Annotated in this window: 21 protein-coding genes; 13 read left to right on the forward strand and 8 right to left on the reverse strand. The window is 55.7% G+C overall.

The window, feature by feature from the left end; all coding sequences use genetic code 11:
- The first annotated feature begins 2 nt into the window (after positions 1-2).
- The 5 genes from BLU05_RS05385 to BLU05_RS05410 all read left to right on the forward strand — a co-directional run bounded on the left by BLU05_RS05385 (position 3) and on the right by BLU05_RS05410 (position 6467).
- Complete coding sequence (locus BLU05_RS05385; RefSeq protein ID WP_091878541.1) at positions 3-803, forward strand: IclR family transcriptional regulator; 801 nt, start codon at positions 3-5, stop codon at positions 801-803.
- A 13-nt stretch (positions 804-816) separates the two neighbouring features.
- Positions 817-1650, forward strand: coding sequence for an amidohydrolase family protein (locus tag BLU05_RS05390; protein WP_091878151.1), 834 nt, complete (start codon positions 817-819; stop codon positions 1648-1650).
- A gap of 490 nt (positions 1651-2140) precedes the next feature.
- Entirely contained in the window at positions 2141-3985 is a 1845-nt protein-coding gene (locus BLU05_RS05400; protein WP_091878155.1) for a monovalent cation:proton antiporter-2 (CPA2) family protein, read from the forward strand.
- Positions 3986-4010: 25 nt separating this feature from the next.
- Positions 4011-4562 (forward strand): DUF924 family protein, encoded by a 552-nt coding sequence (locus BLU05_RS05405; protein ID WP_091878157.1) that lies wholly within the window; start codon positions 4011-4013, stop codon positions 4560-4562.
- A gap of 342 nt (positions 4563-4904) precedes the next feature.
- Complete coding sequence (locus BLU05_RS05410) at positions 4905-6467, forward strand: TerC family protein (RefSeq protein ID WP_091878158.1); 1563 nt, start codon at positions 4905-4907, stop codon at positions 6465-6467.
- A gap of 176 nt (positions 6468-6643) precedes the next feature.
- Here BLU05_RS05410 and zigA read toward each other — a convergent pair whose 3' ends face one another.
- The 5 genes from zigA to aztA all read right to left on the reverse strand — a co-directional run bounded on the left by zigA (position 6644) and on the right by aztA (position 11908).
- Entirely contained in the window at positions 6644-7864 is a 1221-nt protein-coding gene (zigA, locus tag BLU05_RS05415; protein ID WP_091878160.1) for a zinc metallochaperone GTPase ZigA, read from the reverse strand.
- A gap of 57 nt (positions 7865-7921) precedes the next feature.
- A complete protein-coding gene (gene aztD, locus BLU05_RS05420; RefSeq protein WP_091878161.1) occupies positions 7922-9127 on the reverse strand; it encodes a zinc metallochaperone AztD in 1206 nt (401 codons plus the stop codon).
- Positions 9128-9234: 107 nt separating this feature from the next.
- A complete protein-coding gene (gene aztC / locus BLU05_RS05425; protein ID WP_091878163.1) occupies positions 9235-10170 on the reverse strand; it encodes a zinc ABC transporter substrate-binding protein AztC in 936 nt (311 codons plus the stop codon).
- Positions 10171-10190: 20 nt separating this feature from the next.
- A complete protein-coding gene (aztB, locus tag BLU05_RS05430) occupies positions 10191-11057 on the reverse strand; it encodes a zinc ABC transporter permease AztB (protein WP_091878543.1) in 867 nt (288 codons plus the stop codon).
- Between the two features lie 8 nt (positions 11058-11065).
- Positions 11066-11908, reverse strand: coding sequence for a zinc ABC transporter ATP-binding protein AztA (aztA, locus tag BLU05_RS05435; RefSeq protein ID WP_091878165.1), 843 nt, complete (start codon positions 11906-11908; stop codon positions 11066-11068).
- A 256-nt stretch (positions 11909-12164) separates the two neighbouring features.
- Here aztA and BLU05_RS05440 point away from each other — a divergent pair, with 256 nt between their 5' ends.
- Positions 12165-12581 carry a Fur family transcriptional regulator gene (locus BLU05_RS05440; RefSeq protein ID WP_091878167.1) on the forward strand — a complete coding sequence of 139 codons (417 nt, stop codon included), beginning with the start codon at positions 12165-12167 and terminating at the stop codon, positions 12579-12581.
- Between the two features lie 54 nt (positions 12582-12635).
- Here the strand turns inward: BLU05_RS05440 and BLU05_RS05445 are convergent, their stop codons facing one another.
- Positions 12636-13307: a TetR/AcrR family transcriptional regulator gene (locus tag BLU05_RS05445; RefSeq protein ID WP_091878169.1), complete on the reverse strand. Its 672-nt coding sequence runs from the start codon at positions 13305-13307 to the stop codon at positions 12636-12638.
- A 145-nt stretch (positions 13308-13452) separates the two neighbouring features.
- Here BLU05_RS05445 and BLU05_RS05450 point away from each other — a divergent pair, with 145 nt between their 5' ends.
- Together BLU05_RS05450 and BLU05_RS05455 are read left to right on the forward strand one after the other, a co-directional pair.
- Entirely contained in the window at positions 13453-14637 is a 1185-nt protein-coding gene (locus BLU05_RS05450; RefSeq protein ID WP_091878171.1) for an HlyD family secretion protein, read from the forward strand.
- A 26-nt stretch (positions 14638-14663) separates the two neighbouring features.
- Positions 14664-16253, forward strand: a complete 1590-nt coding sequence (locus BLU05_RS05455; RefSeq protein WP_091878173.1) for a DHA2 family efflux MFS transporter permease subunit — start codon at positions 14664-14666, stop codon at positions 16251-16253.
- Between the two features lie 9 nt (positions 16254-16262).
- On the opposite strand, the gene BLU05_RS05460 is transcribed toward BLU05_RS05455, so the two are convergent.
- Positions 16263-16961, reverse strand: a complete 699-nt coding sequence (locus BLU05_RS05460) for an MOSC domain-containing protein (protein WP_091878544.1) — start codon at positions 16959-16961, stop codon at positions 16263-16265.
- A 458-nt stretch (positions 16962-17419) separates the two neighbouring features.
- Here BLU05_RS05460 and BLU05_RS05465 point away from each other — a divergent pair, with 458 nt between their 5' ends.
- The 5 genes from BLU05_RS05465 to BLU05_RS05485 all read left to right on the forward strand — a co-directional run bounded on the left by BLU05_RS05465 (position 17420) and on the right by BLU05_RS05485 (position 21783).
- The gene (locus BLU05_RS05465; RefSeq protein WP_091878175.1) at positions 17420-18523 is read left to right on the forward strand and encodes an ABC transporter substrate-binding protein; all 1104 of its coding nucleotides are present in this window, start codon (positions 17420-17422) and stop codon (positions 18521-18523) included.
- A gap of 151 nt (positions 18524-18674) precedes the next feature.
- The gene (locus BLU05_RS05470; RefSeq protein WP_091878176.1) at positions 18675-19580 is read left to right on the forward strand and encodes an ABC transporter permease; all 906 of its coding nucleotides are present in this window, start codon (positions 18675-18677) and stop codon (positions 19578-19580) included.
- Complete coding sequence (locus BLU05_RS05475) at positions 19577-20371, forward strand: ABC transporter permease (protein WP_091878178.1); 795 nt, start codon at positions 19577-19579, stop codon at positions 20369-20371. Before BLU05_RS05470 ends, BLU05_RS05475 begins: the two co-directional genes overlap by 4 nt.
- Positions 20372-20386: 15 nt before the next feature.
- Positions 20387-21454 carry an ABC transporter ATP-binding protein gene (locus BLU05_RS05480; protein ID WP_091878180.1) on the forward strand — a complete coding sequence of 356 codons (1068 nt, stop codon included), beginning with the start codon at positions 20387-20389 and terminating at the stop codon, positions 21452-21454.
- An 86-nt stretch (positions 21455-21540) separates the two neighbouring features.
- A complete protein-coding gene (locus BLU05_RS05485; RefSeq protein WP_091878182.1) occupies positions 21541-21783 on the forward strand; it encodes a type II toxin-antitoxin system Phd/YefM family antitoxin in 243 nt (80 codons plus the stop codon).
- On the opposite strand, the gene BLU05_RS05490 is transcribed toward BLU05_RS05485, so the two are convergent.
- Positions 21772-22104, reverse strand: a complete 333-nt coding sequence (locus BLU05_RS05490) for a hypothetical protein (RefSeq protein ID WP_139210404.1) — start codon at positions 22102-22104, stop codon at positions 21772-21774. The two genes, BLU05_RS05485 and BLU05_RS05490, sit on opposite strands and share 12 nt — an antisense overlap.
- Between the last annotated feature and the right edge of the window lie 174 nt (positions 22105-22278).

Raw genomic sequence — 22278 nt, forward strand, 5'->3', positions numbered from 1 at the left:
TGATTGAAGAAGACGACAGCGACCGGTATCGCGCCCCGGCACTCGACAAGGGACTGGATATTCTCGAACTGCTTTCGGGGATCGATGGCGGCCTGACGCAGGCCGAAATTGCCAAACATCTTGGCCGCAGTCCCAATGAATTTTACCGCATGCTCGACCGGCTGGTCCGGCGCGGTTATGTCACCCGGCTTGAAGGTGATCGCTATTCATTGACATTGAAACTGTTCGGCCTCGCACAACTCCATGCGCCGGTCAGGCGGCTGGCATCCTATGCCACACCGCTGATGCGCGATCTTGCGGTCATATCAAAACAGGCCAACCAGTTGAGTGTCTTTGACCGCGGTGCAGCCGTTGTCATTGCCCAGCAGGAAGCTCCTGATTATTGGGGCATTTCAATCCGCGTCGGCTCGCATATCAGCCTGTTCAACACCGGCTCCGGCCATGTGCTTCTGGCGTTCCGCTCCGATGAGGAACGGGCAATGATGATCGCCGAATATGAAAAACATGCTGACGATATCGCCCAGCCGTCAGATTTCCGCGAACGCCTCGACCATATTCGCGAGCGCGGTTACGAAATCATGGCAAGTGAACAGACCGCAGGCGTATTCAACATATCCGCGCCGATTCTCGGGCCTGACGGGCGGTCCATCGCCGCTTTGACCTGTCCCTATATCAAGCTCCTGAACATTGCCGACGCGCCCGATGTGGATCAGGCTCGCGAAATGCTGGTAGCAACAGCGCAAAAACTGTCGGAACTGGCGGGCGCTGACGTGATCCATTCCAGTGTCATCCGTCACGCCTGAACTGGAGCCAAGCATGTTGATTGATACGCACCTTCATCTCATTGACCAGTCGGCCCTGCACTACCCTTGGCTATCGGGCGTCGAGGCGCTCAACCGTGATTTTCTTTACGAGGAATATGCGCTTCAGGCCCGCCGCGCCGGGATAACGCAGGCGCTGCACATGGAAGTGGATGTTGTACCATCGCAAATCCAGACGGAAATTGACTATGTGGCTGATCTGTCAAAGCGGAATGATAATCTGATTGCCGGGGCAATTGCCGCCTGCCGTCCGGAGGAAGACGGGTTTGCTGCCTATTTCGAACACCAGAAAGCCAACCCATTCGTCAAAGGCTTCCGCCGCATTCTGCACACCATGCCGGATGAACTGTCAGAAAATCCCCTCTTCCGCGAGAACATCAGGCGTATTGGCGGATCGGGCCTGACTTTCGACCTCTGCGTCCTGCCGCGTCAGATGGACAAGGCAATCGCCCTGGTCGACCTTGCCCCCGATGTCACTTTCATTCTCGATCATTGCGGGGTGCCAGATATCAAGGACAATGATTTCGAGACGTGGCGCGGGAAGATCACGGATGTTTCCAAACGTTCAAACGTCATCGCGAAAATCTCCGGCGTGGTCGCCTATGCGGACGGGGAATGGGTCGCCGATACGCTGAAACCCTATGTGCATCATATTATCGACAGTTTCGGCTGGGACCGTATCGTCTGGGGCAGTGACTGGCCCGTTTGCACACTGGGCGGTGGTCTGGCCACATGGATTGCAGCAACGCATGCTCTTATTGCCGGATGCAGCGAGAGCGAAAAAACCAAACTGTTTTCGGGGAATGCCCAGAGGGTGTGGGGATTGTAGTGCGTGGTTCGACAGGCTCACCATGAGGCAGAGTGGCGGCTGTAATACCAGTCACCAGCGGTGCAGAATCTGGTTCCCTTTGTTCAACCCATCTCCGTCATCCTCGGGCTTGACCCGAGGACCCATAATTTAAATGCACGAGCAGCCACGTTCGTTTGATTTTTCTTGCCGTGGGTCCTCGGGTCAAGCCCGAGGATGACGGAGACAAGTGTGTCCCTCATGGTGAGCCTGTCGAACCACGAACCACGAACCGTGCACCGGCGGTTCTCACTTGACATGAACGCTTTCCCATAATCGGAAACGTTTCAGATTGTGCAAGGCAGTCCTGACAGCTGATCTCCCCCCTTGTGGGGGAGATGTCCGACAGGACAGAGGGGGTGAGCGGCACAGCTACGCCAGAAGCACTCCCCCATGCCTCAAACCACTTGCTTGCCAATCCATCCCGCTTTACCTCTGCTAGTCAGCAACACCATCAACAGCGGGAGATAAAATGGCGGCAGAGCTTCATGGACCGGATCTTCTCAGTGCCGTCGTGCTTTTGGGTGCGGGTGTCATTGCCGTACCCGTGTTCAAGCGGCTGGGGCTTGGCTCTGTCCTTGGCTATCTTGCTGCCGGTCTGGTGATTGGTCCCTTCGGCCTCAAATTCTTCTCCGATCCGCAAACCATCCTGCATGTCGCCGAACTGGGCGTGGTCATGTTTCTGTTCATCATTGGTCTGGAAATGCAGCCCTCGCGGCTCTGGGGTCTGCGCAAGGAAATTTTTGGCCTTGGCGCCCTGCAGGTGGGCGTTTGCGCGCTTCTTTTGACGGGTGTCGGCATCGCCACCGGCTTTCCCGTGGCCATATCCTTTGTTGCTGGCGCTGGTTTTGTCCTGACCTCCACCGCCATTGTCATGCAATTGCTGGAGGAACGCGGCGAAATCTCAAGCACAAAAGGCCAGCGCATGGTCTCGATCCTCCTGCTTGAAGATCTTGCCATCGTGCCGCTGCTCGCCCTCGTCGCCTTTCTCGCGCCCATTGCCGCAACGGATGCGCCACCCACCGGCCTGCGCTGGATGGATATCGGCATCGGTGTCGGCGCGGTCATTGGCATTATCGTGGCGGGCCGTTATCTCCTCAACCCCCTGTTCGGCTTTCTCGCCCAATCCCGGGCGCGCGAGGTCATGACCGCCGCCGCCCTGCTGGTTGTACTTGGCGCCGCTTTGGTCATGCAGGTCAGCGGCCTCTCCATGGCGATGGGCGCATTTCTCGCGGGCGTGCTCCTGTCCGAATCCACTTTCCGGCATCAGCTGGAAGCCGATGTGGAACCTTTCCGCGGCATCCTGCTCGGTCTGTTTTTCCTTGCGGTCGGCATGTCGCTTGACCTCAGCGTCGTCGCGGCAAACTGGCAGACTGTTCTTTTCTATGTGGTCGCCTTCATGGTCGTAAAAGCCATCGCGATCTATATCGTCGCCCGCCTGATGCAATCCAGCCATTCGGAAGCGCTGGAGCGCGCCATTGTCATGGCGCAGGGCGGCGAATTTGCCTTCGTGCTTTATTCCACCGCCACATCTGTCGGCATTCTCGATGGCCGGGCCAATGCCATGCTGACGGCGATTATCATCATTTCCATGGTGCTCACACCCATCGCCATCATCGGACTGCGCTATATTCTGCCGCGTGAAAAACAGTCGCTTGATGGTGTGGACGTCGCTGATGGCCTTTCGGGCAGCGTGCTCATAATCGGCTTCGGCCGGTTCGGCCAGATCGCCTGCCAGCCCTTGCTGATACGCGGTGTCGATGTCTCCATCATCGACAATGATGTTGAAATGATCCAGGCCGCGTCGGAATTCGGCTTCAAAGTCTATTATGGCGACGGCACGCGGCTCGACATTCTGCATGCCGCAGGTGCAGGCCGCGCTCAGGCTGTCCTGATCTGCGTCGACAAGGCAGACACCATTCTTGCCATCGCCCAGAATATCAAGGCTGAGTATCCACTCGTGCAGGTCTATGCGCGCTCCTTTGATCGCGGCAATACATTGTCGCTCATCAAGGCCGGGGTAGAGTACCAGATCCGCGAAACCTTCGAGTCGGCGCTTTCCTTCGGCGAAAACACACTCGTTGGCCTTGGCGTTTCACCTGAGGAAGCCGCCGAGATCATCGATGACGTACGCCGCCGCGATGCGGAACGCCTTGACCTGCAGCTTGCTGGCGGCATACGCGCTGGCAACGATCTTATGCGCGGCAATGCACCTGTTCCCGGCCCCCTGGTCAAACCACGCCAATCGGGCCGCGCTCTGAATCAGGAAACCGCCCTCGTACTGCCCGCGCCGCAACCGGCCAACGGCGAAAACTGACAGACTGAATATGGGAGAAAACACAATGGCTGAAACCGATCAGGCGATTATCGATGATATCGTCGGTTTCTGGCGCAAGGCCGGTCCCGATGCGTGGTTCAAGAAGGATGCGGCCTTTGATGAAACGTTTCATCGGACCTTTCTCGACAGGCATTTTGCCGCCGCTCGCCGCGAACATGACAGCTGGGTTGAAACTGCCGAAGGCGCATTGGCGCTGATGATCCTGCTCGATCAGTTTCCGCGTAATTGCTTTCGTGGAACAGGGCATATGTATGCGACGGATTCGCTCGCCCGCCATTATGCCGGTCAGGCGCTCGAAAAAGGCCACGATCTCGCGCTCGAACCATCGATACGCGGCTTTCTCTATCTGCCCTTTATGCACTCGGAAAATATTGACGAGCAACTGCGCTGTGTAGAACTCTACACGGCGTCGGCACCAAGCCAATTGGCATGGGCCACCGAACATTACGATATTATACAGCGATTTGGCCGTTTCCCTCATCGCAATGCCTTGCTGGGACGCAAATCAACACCGGAAGAACAGGCGTTTCTCGATGCGGGCGGATTTGCCGGATAGACAGATTTTCACCGTACCGGTCTGAATTTTGCCATATCCTCTTGAACGTGACGGCACAGACTGCCATTATATCGGCATCTGGCACCCGTAAATTTCACCAATGACGCCAGTCAAACAGGGACTGACCGCGCATCGATGCCGGACGAACAATCTGAAGAGCCTCCAAGTCCGGACTTGCGAAGCAAGCTGACTCTGCACCCGCAGCGTCAGCAACAACTCCCGTTTTTCTCCCCAACTTTCGATTTGGCCTGCATCGCGGGTGGATTTGCGCTGTCCTTTTCAGCCGCATCCATACGCCGTGCCGCGCTCTGACTGTATCTCTTAGAAGGAACTGACTTCCCAATGGAATGGATTGCCGACCCCAATGCCTGGATTGGTCTCGCCACGCTAATCGTGCTCGAGATCGTACTCGGGATCGACAACCTCGTCTTTATCGCCATCCTTGCGGACAAGCTGCCGCCGAGCCAGCGCAACCGCGCGCGCCTCGTCGGCCTGTCGTTGGCGCTGGTCATGCGTCTGGCGCTGCTTGCCTCCATTTCATGGGTGGTAACACTGACCACACCGCTCTTCAGCGTGGCAGGTTTCGGCTTCTCGGGGCGCGATATCATTCTTATTGTCGGCGGCCTGTTCCTGCTGTTCAAAGGCACGATGGAATTGCATGAGCGCCTTGAAGGACATATGTCCGCCAAGGAGTCCAATGCCGCGCATGCTGTGTTCTGGCAGGTTATCGCCCAGATCGTTGTACTGGATGCAGTCTTTTCGCTCGATAGCGTTATTACCGCCGTCGGCATGGTCAAATATCTTGAAGTCATGATGATCGCCGTTGTCATTGCGGTGGGCGTTATGATGCTTGCGTCGAAACCGCTGATGAGCTTCGTCAGCCGCCACCCCACTGTGGTGATCCTTTGCCTTGGCTTCCTCATGATGATCGGTTTCAGCCTGATTGTCGAAGGCTTTGGCTTCCATATTCCAAAGGGCTACCTCTACGCGGCAATCGGCTTCTCGGTTCTCATCGAGGCAGCCAACCAGCTTGGGCGGCGTAACCGCGACAAGCGCATCACATCGATGGATTTGCGTGATCGCACAGCCGGCGCAGTCCTTCGTCTGCTGGGTGGTGGTCGTAATGGCGACAGCGTCCATTCCGATACAATCGACGTGATCGCCGAACAGTCAGCCGCAGGCGACGTTTTCCACAGGGAAGAAAAGGAAATGATCCGCGGCGTGCTCGATCTGGTCGAGCGGCCAGTGCGTTCCATCATGTCGCCGCGCAATGAGGTCGAATGGCTTGATCTTGACGAAACCAACGAGGAATTGCTGGCGGAGATCAGAACACTCACCCACAGCCGGGTAGTTCTGGCCCATGGACGGGTCGATGAATTCGTCGGCGTTGCCCTGACAAAAGATCTGCTGTTCGCCATTCTCGATGGCGGCAAGATCGATTGGGATAAAGTCACGCGCCAGCCGCTGATCCTGCATGAGAATGCCAATGTCCTGCGCGTCATGGAGCAGTTGCGCGGAACGACAGTGCAGATGGCCGTTGTGCTGGATGAGCACGGCTCGTTTGAAGGCGTTGTCACCCCGACTGACATCCTTGAGGCGATTGCCGGTGATTTCCCCGATGAGGGGGATGAAAGCCCGGTTCTCGAACGTTCGGACGATGGCAGCATGGTTGTGGATGCCTATATCGATATCCGCCGTCTCGGCGGCCTGATCGAGCGCGATCTGGTTGATGACGGCGACCGCTATACGACACTTGCCGGCTATATCCTGTGGAATCTCGGCCATATCCCCGCGCAGGGCGAAAAGCTCAAGGTGGATGATTATGAATATGAGATCGTCGAAATGGATGGCCGCAACATCGGCAAGGTGAAGATTTCACCCACCGAGACAGCCGCTTTTATCTAGGCCCCTACCTCCGGCACTCAAAAAGGTGTTCCCGCCCCGTCTGACCACGGAGCGGGAACATGAGGGCATCGAACAATAGCAGGACCCGATGGATTTGGCCGGTGTCCCATCGGCGAAGGAACGTCCTGTTTCCCGATCAATGCTCCCGTGGCTTAAACTTATTAATCCGGCCGAAATCAGGCAGCCTGCCTGATCCAGCTTGGGAAAGGATCAAACAAGTCTTCCCACATACCAGGCGTAAACTCGTCTGCATCGACAAGGCAGGCATCCAGTTGCGCCCGCAGATGCACCTCGTTCATCGGGTCAACACCGATGAAGACGATCTCCTGCCGCCGGTCACCCCAGATTTTATGCAGGTAAGGCTTCATCGATTGCAGCCATTCCGGATGCTCCGGCCAGCGGTTGCGCGGAATGGATGACCACCACAGCCCGCGCTTTTCCGCACGCACCAGCGCCCCGGCTTGGCTAAGTTCACCGACATAATCAGGCCGTGTCGCCAGCCAGAAGAAGCCCTTTGACCTGATGACACCCGGCCAGCTCTTGTCGAGAAAGGCATGCAGTTTCTGCGGATCGAACGGACGGCGCTCGCGATAAACGAAGGAGTGGACACCATATTCCTCGGTCTCCGGCACATGATCGGCAAAACCGTTCAATTCCTTGAACCACAGCGGATGTTCCTGCGCCTTGTCGAAATCGAACAGGCCTGTATTGAGCACCGTATCGAGCGGCACTTCGGCAAAATCTGTCTCGATGAGCTTCGCATCAGGGTTAAGCGCGCGGATGATCTTGCGTGCCAGATCACGGTCATAGAGGGATGAATCGGAAATCTTGTTGAGAATGATCACATCGGCAAACTCGATCTGATCCACCAGCAGATCGACCAGTGTCCGGTTATCCGCATCGCCCAGCGACTCGCCGCGATCCCTCAGAAAATCCGCCGAGGCATAGTCCTTTAAAAGATTGGCCGCATCGACGACTGTCACCATCGTGTCGAGCTTTGCCACATCGGCAAGGCTGCGACCGTTTTCATCGCGAAAGTCAAACGTGGAGGCCACCGGTAGCGGCTCGGAAATGCCCGTGGACTCGATCAGCAGATAGTCAAAGCGGCCCTGCTTGGCCAGTTTCTCCACCTCCTGCAGAAGATCATCGCGCAAGGTGCAGCAGATGCAGCCATTGGTCATTTCAACCAGTTGCTCATCCGTACGCGAAAGGTTCGCGCCGCCGTCGCGGATGAGCGCGGCATCGATATTCACCTCGCTCATATCATTGACGATAACGGCAACCCGCCGCCCCTCACGATTGTTGAGAATGTGATTGAGCAGCGTGGTTTTACCGGCGCCGAGAAATCCGGAAAGAACCGTGACTGGCAGGCGTTTGGGATTGGCTGTGTTTTGCATGGCTATTGCCCTTTAATGAATGGCCTGCTTCCCCGCAGAAAAGCAGGCCAGATGAGATCAATCGTGAACTTCGCCGGAACCACCGACGGCCACGACATTGAAAGGTTTGCCTTCGAGCGCGATTTCGCGATCTTTTTCGAATGCAGCCGCCTTGATCACATGCAGACGGCTCTTCAACGGATCGCTGACAATGATGGCATCCCCGGCGACGGCAATGCGCGGGCGTGGCAGGTTCCAATGCCCATCCATGCTGTAGGGCTCCGTCAGCTTTAGCGATTTATCGATCTTGGCTGTCACCACATTCAACCGGTGAAGCTGGCCGTCCTCGGTAAAGATATAGGCAAATTGCGGACGCGAAGAATCCACGGCAAAATGGACGCGGCGCGCCGGAAGTTCGATCCGGCGGAACGGATCGACATTGCCGGGTTCAACCAGCACCACCGCCTGCGGACCGTAATTGCCGAGGAAATATTGCAGGCCTTTACCACCCAGCAGCGTGCTGACTTTTCCATCCGGAAGCGATTTCGAATAGGGCTGATGCTCGATTTCGGGCGCGCCATCACCCGATTTGACCAGAAGCAACCCAGTCTTGCAGGCAATAGCCAGAATATTGCCCGATGATGCTTCGCCGTGCAGATCAGGGCATTCATGTAGCGACCCGATGGGAAACCCGTCACCGCCGAGAACCTTGATGCCAACGGGCAGTTCATCAACAGGTTTTTCGGGGTGCGGCTCGGTTACCAGAACCGTGTTTCCATAGGAAATGGCGACACCATGATGCGGCGAAGCGAGCTTGATGCTGCGAACCTCATTCTTACCTGCGAGAATATCCTTCTCCTTGACGACCTTGACCACGCCATCACCGTCGAAGAACTGCGCGATGTTGCCATTGTGATCGACGAAATGCGAAGGACGCTGTCCTTCCAGCTTCAGATCGAGCAGTTTCGGTGCTTCAACTTTGAGATCGCCATGGGCACCGTGATCTTCCACGGCAATCCCCGTCGACAGGATTGCGACCTCTGCCCCATCCCGCTCAACGGCAAAAATGGTTTTCCCACTATCGGAAAGCGATAGGCCAGCCGGCGCTTTCACCTTGAACGTGTCGATGATTTTGCCGGTCTGCGGGTCAAGCGCACGAATAGTCGGCTCCGCATGGTCAGAGACAAACAGTCTCCAGGCGGTCTGTTCCTCAGCCTGGGCAGGCAATGCAACACAACCAAATGCCATGGCGAGAGGCAGAACTGTTTTCAGATGTCGTGACATGCTTCTTCCTTTATGCGTCGTGGGAGTCCTGAATATATAATGTAATAACATTACATCAATGCCAACGAAAAAAGCGGAGTCATCCCCGCTTTTTTCAATTCAATTCATCAACTGCCGATAATGGCCTTTTTGAACGCACTGATATTGTGATGCATCATGTCAATATAGGTGCTGGCACCTTCGCCCGGCTCCGACAATGCATCGGAAAACAGCGTACCGCCCACTTTCAGCTTTGTCTCGCTGGCGATCTGCTCGATCAGGCGCGGATTGGTGATGTTTTCCACGAAGATCGCCGAAGCCTTGTCTTCCTTGACCTGCTTGATCAGCGCCACAACATCAGCCGCCGAAGGCTCTGCATCGGTTGAAAGACCCTCCGGAGCAAGGAACTTGAGGCCATATGCATGTTCGAAATAGCCAAAGGCATCGTGCGACGTAATGATCAGGCGCTTTGATTCCGGAATGGAAGCAATGCCGGCCTTCACATCAACCTCGGTTTGATCCAGCTTCTTTGTATAATCAGCACCATTCTTCTTAAAGGTGTCGCAGTTGGCCTTATCCGCATTGCAAAAGGCATCGACGATGTTCTTGACGTAGATCTTGGCATTGGCGATCGATTGGAAGGCGTGCGGGTCGAAAGCGCCGTGATCATGGTGATGTTCGGCACCGGCTTCCGCATGACCTTCTTCTTCCTGTGCCTTCAAAGGCTCAACACCTTTTGTCAACTCGACAATCGTCGCCTTGGTGCCACTGGCTTCCACCAGACGCGGCAGGAAACCTTCAAATCCCAGACCATTGACCAGAACCACATCGGCTCCAGCCAGTGCAGCCGCATCCGATGGCTTTGGCTCATACACATGGCTGTCGCCATTCGGGCCAACCAGATTGACCAGCGAAATCTTATCGCCGCCGACATTTTTGGCGAAATCTTCAATGATGGAAAAGCTGGAAACAACTTTCAGGTTTGCAGCAAACGCCGAAGACGAACCCGCTCCCAGTAATAGTATAACACTCAAAGACGTAGCTAATTGAAGAGCTTTGCGCATGGATAGTCTCCTTGTTGTGATTAAGCGGTTCTGTGGCGATGCGAGCGCATGCGGCTATTCACAATGCCGCGCGAGCCGATGAGGATGGAGACGATATAGATCGCCCCCGAGGAAAGAATAATCGCCGGGCCGGATGGCAGGGCAAAGTGATAGGAAATCAAAAGGCCCGCGACGCAGGACGCCATGCCGATCAGAATGGCCACGGCGCACATGGGACCAACGCGAACAGTCCAGAAACGCGCTCCTGCAGCAGGCAGCATCATCAGGCCAACCGACAGGAGCGTGCCAAGTGCCTGAAAGCCACCGACGAGATTGAGAACAACCAGCGCCAGAAAGATGAAATGGACGGGCGTGCCGATACGACTGACCGAGCGCAGGAACAGCGGGTCGAGACATTCGGCCACAAGACCACGCCAGAAAATGGCAAGCGTCACGATACTCACACCGCAGATCAGGCTGATAAGGCTTAAAGCATCATTGTTGAGCGCCAGCACGGTGCCAAACAACACATGCATCAGATCGACATTCGAGCCGCGCAGCGAAACGATCATCACACCCAGCGCAAGCGATATCAGATAGAAGGCAGCCATGGAGGCATCTTCCTTCTGGATCGTGAAGCGCGAAACCGCACCTGCTCCCAGCGCCACGATCACACCGGCGATCAGCCCGCCAATGGTCATCGGCACGATCTGCAACCCGTAGAGCAGAAACCCGGCAGCAGCACCCGGCAAAATGGCATGGGACATGGCATCGCCAGTCAGGCTCATGCGACGCAGCATCAGGAACACGCCAACCGGACATGAACTCAATGACAGGGCAAGTGAGCCCAGCAGTGCGCGCTGCATGAAACTGTATTCGACAAAGGGCGCAATCAGGAAATCATACATTGTCTGGATCATGCCCCGTTCACGCGGCCACGGTCATGATCATCATTATGCGCATGGTGCTTGTGGTCATGCCCATGCGCATGATCGTGACCATGATGTTCCACCGGCGACGATGTCTCGTCATCCTCGCACCAGGGCGCGCCCTCCGCCCATGCCTCGTGGAATTGCCGCGCATGCAACAGATTCTCAGGACGAAGCGTCTCCTTGGAAGCACCCCATGCGATAGGCTTGCGCGCCAGCAGCAGTGTCTCGGGAAAATGTTCCCGCACCAGATCAAGATCATGCACCACGACCATGATGGTGCGCTTCTCGCCATGCCAGCGCTTGATCAGGGCGATGAGATCGCCGACCGTCTTGGCATCAATGGCGTTGAATGGCTCATCCAGCAGGATCAGGTCTGCATCCTGCACCAGCACCCGGGCAAACAGAGCACGCTGCAATTGCCCGCCCGACAGACTGTCGATAGGGCGCTTTTCAAAGCCGCCCAGCCCAACCCCCATCAGAGCCTTGGAAACCTGCTCACGATCATCTGATGTAAAGCGGCCAAGCAGACCGCGCTTGGGCCAAAGCCCGAGCGAAACAAGATCAATGACACGCGCCGGAAAAGACCGGTCAAGTTCCGACTGCTGCGGCAGGTAAGCGACCCGGACGCCCTTCTCCACCACAACCGAACCGGACATCGGCTTGAGAACGCCGACAATGCCCTTCATGAGCGTCGACTTGCCCGAACCATTGGCACCAACGACAGCCGTGAGCGAACCGCGCTCAACCACCCCGTTCAGGTGGTGGACCGCCGGGTGACTGCGATACCCAAGGGTAAGGTCACGAAAGGTCAGGCATTGGTCAGTCATTCTTTATCCGCATACACAGGGGTGCTGAAATTCAACCGGTTGCAATCTTTGGCACCCTTCTTGACGTCTCGATATGTGATGTTATTACATTAGTCAACAATGGCGAATTTGAGAACACACGAAATTTACTTATCCACTGGCAGTCACAGAAAGCATTCCCTATCTCTTGGACAAGAACTTTTTACGAAAAGAGACTTGTTTGCGGCCATTTCACGCGGTAGCTGCATTGAAGTGTACTTTCAGGAGGCCTGACAGAATGACAACCGCCCATACGCATGAGCTGACAAAGAACCAGACGCTGGTTTTCAACGCGTTGTCTCGTGCGGACGGTCCATTGAGCGCCTACACAATTCTCGACCAGTTGCGCGGCGATGGTTTCCGCGCGCCGCTGCAGGTTTATCGCGCGCTGGAAAAACTGCTCGACTATGGCATGGTTCATCGTCTCGAAAGCATCAATGCCTTTGTCGCCTGCGCCCATCCCCATAGCCACAGCCATGGTCACACTCATGGCATGATTGCTTTTGCCATTTGCGAGAAATGCGGTCAGGTTTCAGAGTTTTCCGATGACGTCATCACCCAGCGCGTCCGGCAATGGACGACGGATAACGCTTTCAAGCCCAGCAAGACAACCATCGAAATTCGCGGCGTCTGCGCCAGTTGCGGCACGGCCTGATCTCCAGAGCCTTTCCGGCTTAAATAGAACCGTTCGACCGGAAAGACTCTTGAATCAAGCTTTGTAGGCGCGCAGAAACATATCCACGCCTGCGGTCACGGTCTTGCGGATTTGCTCTGGCTCGGGTTCCTGCACCATATGTCCGAACAGGCGCCGGCGCAGCAGACCCGAGTGAAAAAGATCCGAAAGCTGGTAGGCCGCGATTTCCGTATCATCAATGGCAAGAAGTCCCGCAGCAACATGTTTGTCGAGCAGCGCGCGCATAAGCGCCAGGCCTTTTTTCGGACCCTTTTCGTAAAAACTGCAGCTCATGGACGGCATGCGCTCAGCCACGCCGATAACAACGCGCTGCGCCTGAATACCAACATTTGATGTAATCAGCGTTGACAGCGATATACCAAACTGGATCAGCGCTTCGCGCAGATTGGGATTGGTTTCCAGTGCATGATAAATGCCCTCGAACAGCGCATTCTTGTACTGGTTGCACAGTTCTATGAATAGCTCTTCCTTATTGTCGAAGTAAACATAGATCGTGCCCTTGGAGACACCGGCTTCACGGGTAATGTCGTTCATGCTGGCCGCATCGAAACCCATCTGCGAAAAAACGCGATTGGCCCCATCAAGAATCTGTTGCCGCTTGACCGGGTCCTGTCCGGCCGCCATACGGCCGGGGCGCTCTAAAGTGGTCATGCCTGGGTCAACAACGGATGCCTTGGTAGACGACATATTAGTCACATTTCCTCATTTTCGATTCTTTTTCGAACCAACCGGTTCGATCCACTTGATATGCACTTAGATTTGCGCTATGTCAACGATCGAACCGATTGGTTCAATCAATTTTCCGAGTGACCATCTCTAGAAAGAGCGTCCCATGTCCGCGCCGAAATCCACCAATGAGGCTGAAATCCGTCAGTTCCCCACATCCGCTCCTGCTTCCAAGGTGGAAGTACCGGTAACGGATGAAGCCCCGCAACACGATGTTGTGACCGCGGCCCCGGCTCCGACCAAGCCAAAGCGCTCTGTAAAGAGCTTTGTGCTCCCTGTCATCATCATTGCCGCAGTTGGCGCCGGTGCATGGTATGGCCATGAATGGTGGACAACAGGCCGCTTCATGGTCTCGACCGATGATGCCTATATTCAGGGCGATATCACGGCGATTGCACCAAAAATCACCGGCTATATCGATACGATCAATGTCGTTGCCAACCAGCGCGTCAAGGCGGGTGATCCATTGGTCACACTTGATAATGGCGATTACACGATTGCCGAAAAGCAGGCCGAAGCCCAGATCGCCACGCAGCGCCTGACGCTTCAGCGTATTGAGGCGCAGACCGAAGCGGCGAAAGCCTCTGTCCAGCAGGTTCAGGCCGGTAAAGTTGCCGCACAGGCCGTTCTGACCAATGCGGAAGCCGCGTCCACCCGCGCCAGCCAGCTGCATGCCACACGTTTTGCCTCCCAGTCACAGCTTGACGATGCAACGGCTGCACTTGATCAGGCCAAGGCCAACCTCGTTTCCGCCGATGCCCAGATTGCAGCAGCGGTTGCCAATGTCGGCGTGCTTGAGGCCCAGTACAAGGAAGCAGAAGGCTCTATCGCCTCGCTGCAGCTTGCCAAGGACAAGGCCGCCCGCGATCTCGGCTTCACGGTGATCCGCGCCCCGCTTGACGGTGTCGTTGGCAACCTTTCCGCCAAGAAGGGTGATCTAGTCAGCCCCGGCCAGCGTCTGGCAGCCCTTGTTCCTGTTGATGCGCTTTATATCGACGCGAACTACAAGGAAACGCAGCTGCGCGACATCGTACCGGGCGAAAAGGTTCGCGTGCGGGTTGATGCACTATCGGGCGATACGTTTGAGGGCACGGTTGCTTCCATCGCGCCTGCATCCGGCGCCGTGTTCTCGCTGCTTCCAGCCGAAAACGCCACGGGCAATTTCACCAAGGTTGTTCAACGCGTACCGGTTCGCATCGCCCTGCCTGCCGACGTTCTGGCAAGCGGCAAACTACAGGCGGGTCTCAGCGTCATCGTTGACGTCGACACGCGCACAGCGCCGACCAAGTAAACAAACCCAGCACCGGGCCAAAGATCATGTCGAGCACCACAGCAGGCGGAAAGCCAATGGCACCCGCCGTACCGTCCGACCATATTGATCCGAAAAAAGCCATCGCCTTCGTGGCGATGGTGTTCGGCATGTTCATGGCCATTCTCGATATTCAGATCGTCTCGGCGTCGCTTGCGGAAATTCAGGCGGGTCTGAGCGCCAGTTCCGACGAGATTTCCTGGGTTCAGACTTCCTATCTCATCGCCGAAGTCATTATGATCCCGCTCTCAGGCTTTCTCGGACGGCTTCTGTCGACGCGGGTTCTGTTCACTTTTTCCGCTGCCGGGTTCACCTTGGCCAGTATTCTTTGCGCAACGGCGACAAACATCGACCAGATGATCGTCTACCGCGCCATTCAGGGCTTTATCGGCGGTGGCATGATCCCCAGCGTGTTCGCCGCGGCCTTTACCATCTTCCCGCCATCCAAGCGCTCGATTGTCTCGCCGATCATCGGCCTTGTGGCAACGCTGGCACCAACAATCGGACCGACTGTCGGCGGCTATCTCAGCCACGCCTTCTCCTGGCATTGGCTGTTCCTCGTCAACGTCATTCCCGGCATTATCGTTGCGTTTGCCGCCTGGAACCTCATCGACTTCGACAAGGGCGACAAGTCCCTTTTCAGCAAGTTCGACTGGTGGGGCCTTGCCGGTATGGCAGCCTTCCTTGGCTCGCTTGAATATGTGCTCGAAGAAGGCCCTCGCAATGACTGGTTGCAGGACAACTCGATCTTCTTCTTTGCCATTGTTCTGGTTGTCGGTGCTGTCCTTTTCTTTTATCGGGCCTTTACCGCGGAGGAGCCAATTGTCGATCTGCGCGCCTTCAAGAACCTGAATTTCGCTTTTGGATCGGTGTTTTCCTTCATCATGGGTGTCGGCCTTTACGGCCTGACCTATCTCTATCCGGTCTATCTCGGCCGGATCAGGGGATATGACGCGCTGATGATCGGCGAAGCACTGTTTGTCAGCGGCCTTGCCATGTTCATGACCGCACCGGTTGCAGGTTTCCTGTCCACCCGGATGGACCCGCGTCTGATGATGATGATCGGCTTCCTCGGCTTTGCCGCAGGTACATGGACCATGACTGGCCTCACCGCCGACTGGGACTTCTATGAGTTGCTGGTGCCGCAGATTCTGCGCGGCTGCTCGCTGATGCTGTGCATGGTGCCGATCAACAATCTGGCACTTGGCACCTTGCCGCTCTCCCGGCTCAAGAACGCATCAGGGCTGTTCAACCTCACCCGCAACCTCGGCGGTGCCGTTGGCCTTGCGGTGATCAACACGGTTCTGACCGATCGCGGCATCCTGCATTATGCGCAGCTTTCGGAAAATGTCCGCTGGGGCAATCCGGAAGCCGAAGACCTGATGGCCAGCATGACCAAGAATTTCCAGTCCCACGGGATCGATGGCCAGACTGCAGCACTTAGCCGGATTTCCGCAATGGTGCACCAGCAGGCAACGCTGATGTCGTTCATGGATGTTTTCTACATCCTGACAATGTTGTTTGCCACGCTCGCACTTTTTGCCGTGATGATGCGCAAACCTGTAGCGGCTGGCGGCGGCGGTGGTGGCGGGCATTAGGGCGCAGCCCTATGTGGCCTGTTCACCGGTAAGGCGGCTCGACCAGTCCTCTACCCTGCCACTCGCCAAGCGCCGCTCCGCATAGCGGCGCCATCCATCGGGAAGCCGCTCCAGCGCCGCCATCTGCGCCAGCTCTTCCCGGTTCATGGTATCAATGTAAAGCGTGCGCCACAGCCGGTGAATGGTCCATTCAGGTGATGTCCTGTCGACGAGCGTGAGCGTATCTTCAGGCGCAACATAGCCGGTTTCAACAACCCGGTAGTACCAGCCTGTCCTGCCTGTCTTCTGGACACGCATGGACATATCGGCAATGCCAAAACGGCTGTTGAGTTTCCAGCATGGCTGGCGTCCCTGCGAGACTTCAACCCTTGCGCCACCAAGTTGGAAAACATCGCCAAGGGCGACATTTGTCTCATCGAGACCGATGGTCGATATGTTCTCGCCGAATGCTCCGGCCCCTTCAAGAAGAGATACCGCGCCGATATCCGAGACCCATTTTTCATAATGATCGAAGGGGTAATGGTGCACGGCCTTGTCAACGCCGCCATGGCGTTTCAGATCGCCCTGTGCATCGCCTTCAAGACCGGTATTGCTCAACCAGAGATGTTTTCTGACCGGCTTTTTGGCGATACCGCTTGGCACTTTCTTCTCACCGAGTGGAGCAAGCGTGCCGACAAGGACTTCAATCGTACAATCTTTGATGGTCATGATGCCGGTTTCCGTAGCAGGGTTTGCCAGAAAATGCGACCCCGCCCGCAATGACAACGCGGTGAACAGCACGGAAGAATGGTCTTCTCCTGCTCCCGCCAATACCCGGATTCTTGAAAAATAATGTTAGTCTACTAACAGGAATTTTCGCAACTTGAACCGACCCTGTGGATGGCAATGTCGCAGGAAATCAAATGCGACATTATTTATTCGGCTAACTGACGCACCCACCAATCTTTCTGTCGTTATTGGAGCAATTCAACGGCCAACGCAACCGGCACTAGAATTCCGCCCGCTGCGAATTGCTAAGCCGCCAAAAAAATGTTTCACTTCCCGTTACTGCTCAGGGAAAGACGTTCGCGGGCCTGTCATCTAACTGACATGAGAGCCCTATATCGGGAGGCAGGAACGTCGAAAAAAGAGCCAATGACGTTTGTCGCTTAAACAGGGGTGTTAAAATGGTTGCTACAACAAAACGCTTGCTCTCTCTATCCACAGCTCTGCTGTTCGCAAGCACCACGCTTTCGTTCGCGGACGCACCGGCTGAGCTGGTTGCGGCTGCAAAGAAGGAAGGCGCGCTGACCACGATTGCTTTGCCACATGACTGGTGCGGCTATGGTGACATCATTGCCGGCTTCAAGGCAAAGTATGGTTTGACAGTCAACGAACTCAATCCGGATGCCGGCTCGAAAGACGAAGTCGAAGCCATCAAGGCAAACAAGGACAATAAGGGCCCTCAGGCTCCAGACGTCATCGACGTCGGTCTTTCCTTCGGCCCAGATGCCAAGGCAGCCGGTCTGACACAGCCCTACAAGGTTTCCACATGGGATTCGATCCCGGCTGAACTGAAGGATGCCGACGGTCATTGGTACGGCGACTATTATGGCGTTATGTCGCTCGAAGTGAACACAGACATCGTCAAGAATGTACCAAAGGATTGGGCTGACCTGCTCAAGCCTGAATATGCCAATTCCGTTGCGCTTGCCGGTGATCCGCGCGCTTCGAACCAGGCAATCCTCGCCGTTCAGGCAGCTGGTGCGTCAACAGGTGCAAAGCCCGGTGCTGCTGCTGCCGAAGCTGGCCTGAAGTATTTTGCCGATCTCAACAAGGCAGGCAATTTCGTACCGGTTATCGGCAAGTCGGGCACATTGGCCCAGGGCGCAACCCCAATCATCATCAACTGGGATTATAACGCTCTGACCGGTCGTGACACACTCAAGGGCAACCCGCCTGTTGAAGTTGTTGTTCCCACAACGGGCGTTCTTGCCGGTGTTTATGTTCAGGCAATCAGTGCCTATGCACCGCATCCGAATGCAGCCAAGCTCTGGATGGAATATCTCTATTCCGACGAAGGTCAGGTTGGTTACCTCAAGGGTTATTGCCATCCGTCGCGTTTCCAGGATCTGGTAAAGAACAACAAGGTACCAAAGGAAGTCCTCGACAAGCTTCCCCCAGCAGCAGCCTATGAAAAGGCATTCTTCCCGACGCTTGATGAACAGGCTGCCGCCAAGGAAGTCATCACCAAGGGCTGGGACAAGGTTGTTGGCGCAAACGTCAAGTAATCTCTGAACATGGAATCCCCGTGGAAACATCCGCGGGGATTCCGTTTTTCAGAACCCGGCTGTTATCGCCGGGATTGACGGTTCGTTTGTTCGCTTCGCAAAATGGGCGGCAGCGGATATATTGTAGCGAAGAAAGCGGTCTGCAAAGCATATGAGCGCGATTTCAGAAGCAAACACCCCATCTGCCCCCCCTGCCGCCGTTCAGGAGCGCAAGCGACTGTCGCTCGATTGGCTTGGCGTGATGCCGTTCATCATCTTTGCGGTGATGTTTCTGGTTCTGCCGACGATCTATCTTGTGGCTGGCGCATTTCAGGATGCGCAGGGCAATCTCACCCTTGCCAATATCGGCAACCTTTTTCAGGCGTCCATCATAGATGCCTATGTCATATCGATCAAAATCTCGCTGACCTCGGCGCTTCTGGGTGCGTTGATCGGCTTCTGCATTGCCGCGGCGATCACCCTTGGCGGTCTACCCAGCTGGATTCGCGCTCCGCTGATGACCTTTTCCGGTGTCGCATCGAATTTCGCCGGTGTTCCGCTGGCCTACGCCTTCCTGTTTACATTGGGGCGCACGGGACTGGTCACTTATCTTCTGGTCAATGTTTTTGGCTTCAACCTCTACGCCCATGGCTTCAATCTCTTGAGCTTCTGGGGTCTGACGCTGACCTATCTCTACTTCCAGATTCCCCTGATGGTTCTCATCATCACCCCGGCTCTTGATGGGTTGAAGCGGGAGTGGAAGGAAGCCGCCCTTATTCTCGGTGCCACCAGCCCGCAATATTGGCGCATGGTGGCATTTCCGATCCTTTGGCCTGCCCTGCTCGGCACTATTCTCCTGCTTTTCGCCAATTCCTTCGGCGCCATCGCAACAGCCTACGCCCTGACGGGATCATCACTCAGTATCGTTCCCATCGTTCTTTATGCGCAAATCCGCGGCGACGTCCTGCAGGACCCGCAGCTTGGTTTTGCGCTGGCTTTCGGCATGATCGTCATCACCGGTATTTCCAACGGCATTTACATCTGGATGCGCGCCCGCAGTGAACGGTGGCTGAAATGAAGAAAACCAACCGCATCTGGTCCTGGCTCGCGCTCGCCTTCGGCATTCTCTATTTTGCTTTGCCATTGATAGGATTGCTCGAATTTTCTCTGCGCATGCGGCGCGGCACCTATTCGCTCGATGCCTATTGGGTTGTGCTGGCTGACCCCGGATTTCAGGCAACCTTTGCCTATTCGGTGGTCATGGCTATCGCCACCATTATCGTTGGCGTCGTTCTGGTTGTTCCAACCGCCTATTGGGTGCGTCTGCGGTTACCCGGCTGGCGGCCGTTCATCGAGTTCATAACGCTGCTGCCGCTGGTTATCCCGGCAATCGTTATCGTCTTTGGCTATATCAGGCTCTACAATACCTCATCGATGCTGCCACTCACAGGCTCGGCGATGGGAACAAATATCCTTCTCGTTTTCGGTTATACGACGCTGGCCCTGCCCTATATGTACCGCGCCGTCGATACGGGTCTCGGTGCCATCGATATCCGTACCATGACGGAAGCCGCCGAAAGCCTTGGTGCAAGCCGGGTAACCATCATGTCGCGCATCATTCTTCCGAATGTGCTGGTGGCGGTTCTGTCGGGCGCATTCTTGACCTTTGCCATCGTCATCGGTGAATTCACCATGGCGGCACTGCTCAACCGGCCAGCTTTCGGACCGTTCCTGCAACTGATGGGTGCCAACCGGGCGTATGAGCCAGCGGCTCTATCGGTTATTTCGTTCGCCATTACCTGGGTCTGTATGGGGCTTATCCAGGTCGTCACCCGTTTCAACAAATCCCTCGCGGCAACAAAGCGATAATCGGGAAACCAGCCAATGTCATTTCTCACCATCAGCCATTTGAAAAAGAGTTTTGGAGCCACCACGGTGGTTCACGATTTCAATCTTGATATCGAAAAGGGTGAGTTCATCTCTTTCCTCGGCCCCAGTGGCTGCGGCAAGACGACGGTTCTGCGCATGGTGGCCGGCTTTGAAACGCCAAGCTCCGGCATCATCAGCATCGGCGGCAAGGACGTCGTCAACCTCAAGCCGAACCAGCGCAATATCGGCATGGTGTTTCAGGCCTATGCCCTCTTCCCCAACATGACAGTGGCGCAGAATGTCGCCTTTGGTCTGAAGGTCGCCAAGAAGCCGCAAGCCGAAATCAACGCGACGGTGCATGAGATGTTGTCGCTGATCAAACTCGATCATCTTGCCGAACGTTTCCCCTATCAACTGTCAGGCGGTCAGCAGCAGCGCGTTGCGCTTGCCCGCGCGCTTGCCACCAAGCCGCAGGTTCTGTTGCTTGACGAGCCGCTGTCGGCGCTCGATGCAAAAATCCGTGTTTCCCTGCGCGAAGAAATCCGCGCGATCCAGCGCAAGCTCGGCATCACCACGATTTTCGTCACCCACGATCAGGAAGAAGCCCTGTCGATCTCCGACCGCATCGTCGTTATGTATGAAGGCCGCGCCGAACAGGTCGGTACACCATTCGAGATTTATAACCAGCCGGCGACACGCTTCGTCGCTTCCTTCGTTGGCACGTTAAACACGCTGGATGCTGTCGTGCGCGATGCGGCAACAGGCGTTATTACCGTCGACGGCAAGGACGTCTCGATTGGCTTGAAGCGCCTCAATGGCCACAAAACGGGCGATAAGATTTCCCTCGCCGTGCGCCCGGAAGCCGTCAGTCTTGGCGAAGCAACCGACAAGCGTGAAACAACACTGGACGGCCGCATCAACAGCGTGCACTTCCTCGGCTCGGTCATCCGTATCCGCGCATCGCTTGGCGAAAACATCGTCTCGTTCGACACGTTCAACAACCCAAGCGCCCCCCCACCCACACCGGGCGAAGACGTCAAGGTCAGCCTCGCCGCCAAGGATTTGCTGGTTCTGGAGCATTAGGAATTTCCAGCGATTAGCACACGGTTCCAGCTGTGAATCTCGCGATGTACATAACCGATTTGGTGCTCGGCTAAACGGATTTCATCATGGTTGCAATCGACGTCGTTGAAGCTGTGGCCCAATTATCAACTCTGGTGGAAAGCTTGGAGCTTGGCCGCGAGAGCGAAATCATTCTGACGCGTAATGGGATGCCCGTTGCCAAACTGATGCCATTTCCGGCTCCCAAGCGTGTTGGAGCAGCACGGCACATTCTTGCTGGTCTCAACCTGCCAAAAACTGTCGACGAATTTAATGCCGGTGATGAAGATCTTGCGGATTTATTCCGCTGAATGCTTGCGTGGCGGAATTGCCATGAGCAGCATGACACCGAGGTTAATTGCGAAGAAAATGCCAAAGGTCTCGAGGGTTTCATCAATCGGTAAACCGGGTTTCCAAGCATAGACGGTAAACCACGCTGGAAACGCCAGCGCCTCGAAAAAGCGGTATATGAACAGTCTTGGCCAGGATTCGGTATCGGACTTCGAAAAGCTCTTACCGGTTCGCCCCCAACCCATCGTAACAACCACGTAGAGACCAGAAGCAAGGGTTTTTATCAGAGCAAGACCGGCTGAATCACCCTGCAAATAGGTTGCGCCTCCCATGACGGCCATGAATGTTATGCACAGCAGCAGCTTTCCCCATATAGGCGGAATTTTGCGTATCCCGATCATCAGTCTCGATAGACCCTCTGTCACTTCTTTTCATCAAAAATAATATCAGATGCGTCGACAAAAACTATACGACTCTAGTCGCATATGGCGGCTTCATCCTTGTACAAAAAAGGG

The organism is Phyllobacterium sp. OV277 (genome assembly GCF_900104355.1).
GTDB lineage: Bacteria > Pseudomonadota > Alphaproteobacteria > Rhizobiales > Rhizobiaceae > Phyllobacterium.

Excerpts from the sequence above, each read along its gene's own strand:
- BLU05_RS05390 (WP_091878151.1), top strand. The coding sequence starts at position 817 with ATGTTGATTGATACGCACCTTCATCTCATTGACCAGTCGGCCCTGCAC.
- BLU05_RS05400 (WP_091878155.1), top strand. The coding sequence starts at position 2,141 with ATGGCGGCAGAGCTTCATGGACCGGATCTTCTCAGTGCCGTCGTGCTT.
- BLU05_RS05405 (WP_091878157.1), top strand. The coding sequence starts at position 4,011 with ATGGCTGAAACCGATCAGGCGATTATCGATGATATCGTCGGTTTCTGG.
- BLU05_RS05410 (WP_091878158.1), top strand. The coding sequence starts at position 4,905 with ATGGAATGGATTGCCGACCCCAATGCCTGGATTGGTCTCGCCACGCTA.
- zigA (WP_091878160.1), bottom strand. The coding sequence starts at position 7,864 with ATGCAAAACACAGCCAATCCCAAACGCCTGCCAGTCACGGTTCTTTCC.
- aztD (WP_091878161.1), bottom strand. The coding sequence starts at position 9,127 with ATGTCACGACATCTGAAAACAGTTCTGCCTCTCGCCATGGCATTTGGT.
- aztC (WP_091878163.1), bottom strand. The coding sequence starts at position 10,170 with ATGCGCAAAGCTCTTCAATTAGCTACGTCTTTGAGTGTTATACTATTA.
- aztB (WP_091878543.1), bottom strand. The coding sequence starts at position 11,057 with ATGTATGATTTCCTGATTGCGCCCTTTGTCGAATACAGTTTCATGCAG.
- aztA (WP_091878165.1), bottom strand. The coding sequence starts at position 11,908 with ATGACTGACCAATGCCTGACCTTTCGTGACCTTACCCTTGGGTATCGC.
- BLU05_RS05440 (WP_091878167.1), top strand. The coding sequence starts at position 12,165 with ATGACAACCGCCCATACGCATGAGCTGACAAAGAACCAGACGCTGGTT.
- BLU05_RS05445 (WP_091878169.1), bottom strand. The coding sequence starts at position 13,307 with ATGTCGTCTACCAAGGCATCCGTTGTTGACCCAGGCATGACCACTTTA.
- BLU05_RS05450 (WP_091878171.1), top strand. The coding sequence starts at position 13,453 with ATGTCCGCGCCGAAATCCACCAATGAGGCTGAAATCCGTCAGTTCCCC.
- BLU05_RS05455 (WP_091878173.1), top strand. The coding sequence starts at position 14,664 with ATGTCGAGCACCACAGCAGGCGGAAAGCCAATGGCACCCGCCGTACCG.
- BLU05_RS05460 (WP_091878544.1), bottom strand. The coding sequence starts at position 16,961 with ATGACCATCAAAGATTGTACGATTGAAGTCCTTGTCGGCACGCTTGCT.
- BLU05_RS05465 (WP_091878175.1), top strand. The coding sequence starts at position 17,420 with ATGGTTGCTACAACAAAACGCTTGCTCTCTCTATCCACAGCTCTGCTG.
- BLU05_RS05470 (WP_091878176.1), top strand. The coding sequence starts at position 18,675 with ATGAGCGCGATTTCAGAAGCAAACACCCCATCTGCCCCCCCTGCCGCC.
- BLU05_RS05475 (WP_091878178.1), top strand. The coding sequence starts at position 19,577 with ATGAAGAAAACCAACCGCATCTGGTCCTGGCTCGCGCTCGCCTTCGGC.
- BLU05_RS05480 (WP_091878180.1), top strand. The coding sequence starts at position 20,387 with ATGTCATTTCTCACCATCAGCCATTTGAAAAAGAGTTTTGGAGCCACC.
- BLU05_RS05485 (WP_091878182.1), top strand. The coding sequence starts at position 21,541 with ATGGTTGCAATCGACGTCGTTGAAGCTGTGGCCCAATTATCAACTCTG.
- BLU05_RS05490 (WP_139210404.1), bottom strand. The coding sequence starts at position 22,104 with ATGGCCGTCATGGGAGGCGCAACCTATTTGCAGGGTGATTCAGCCGGT.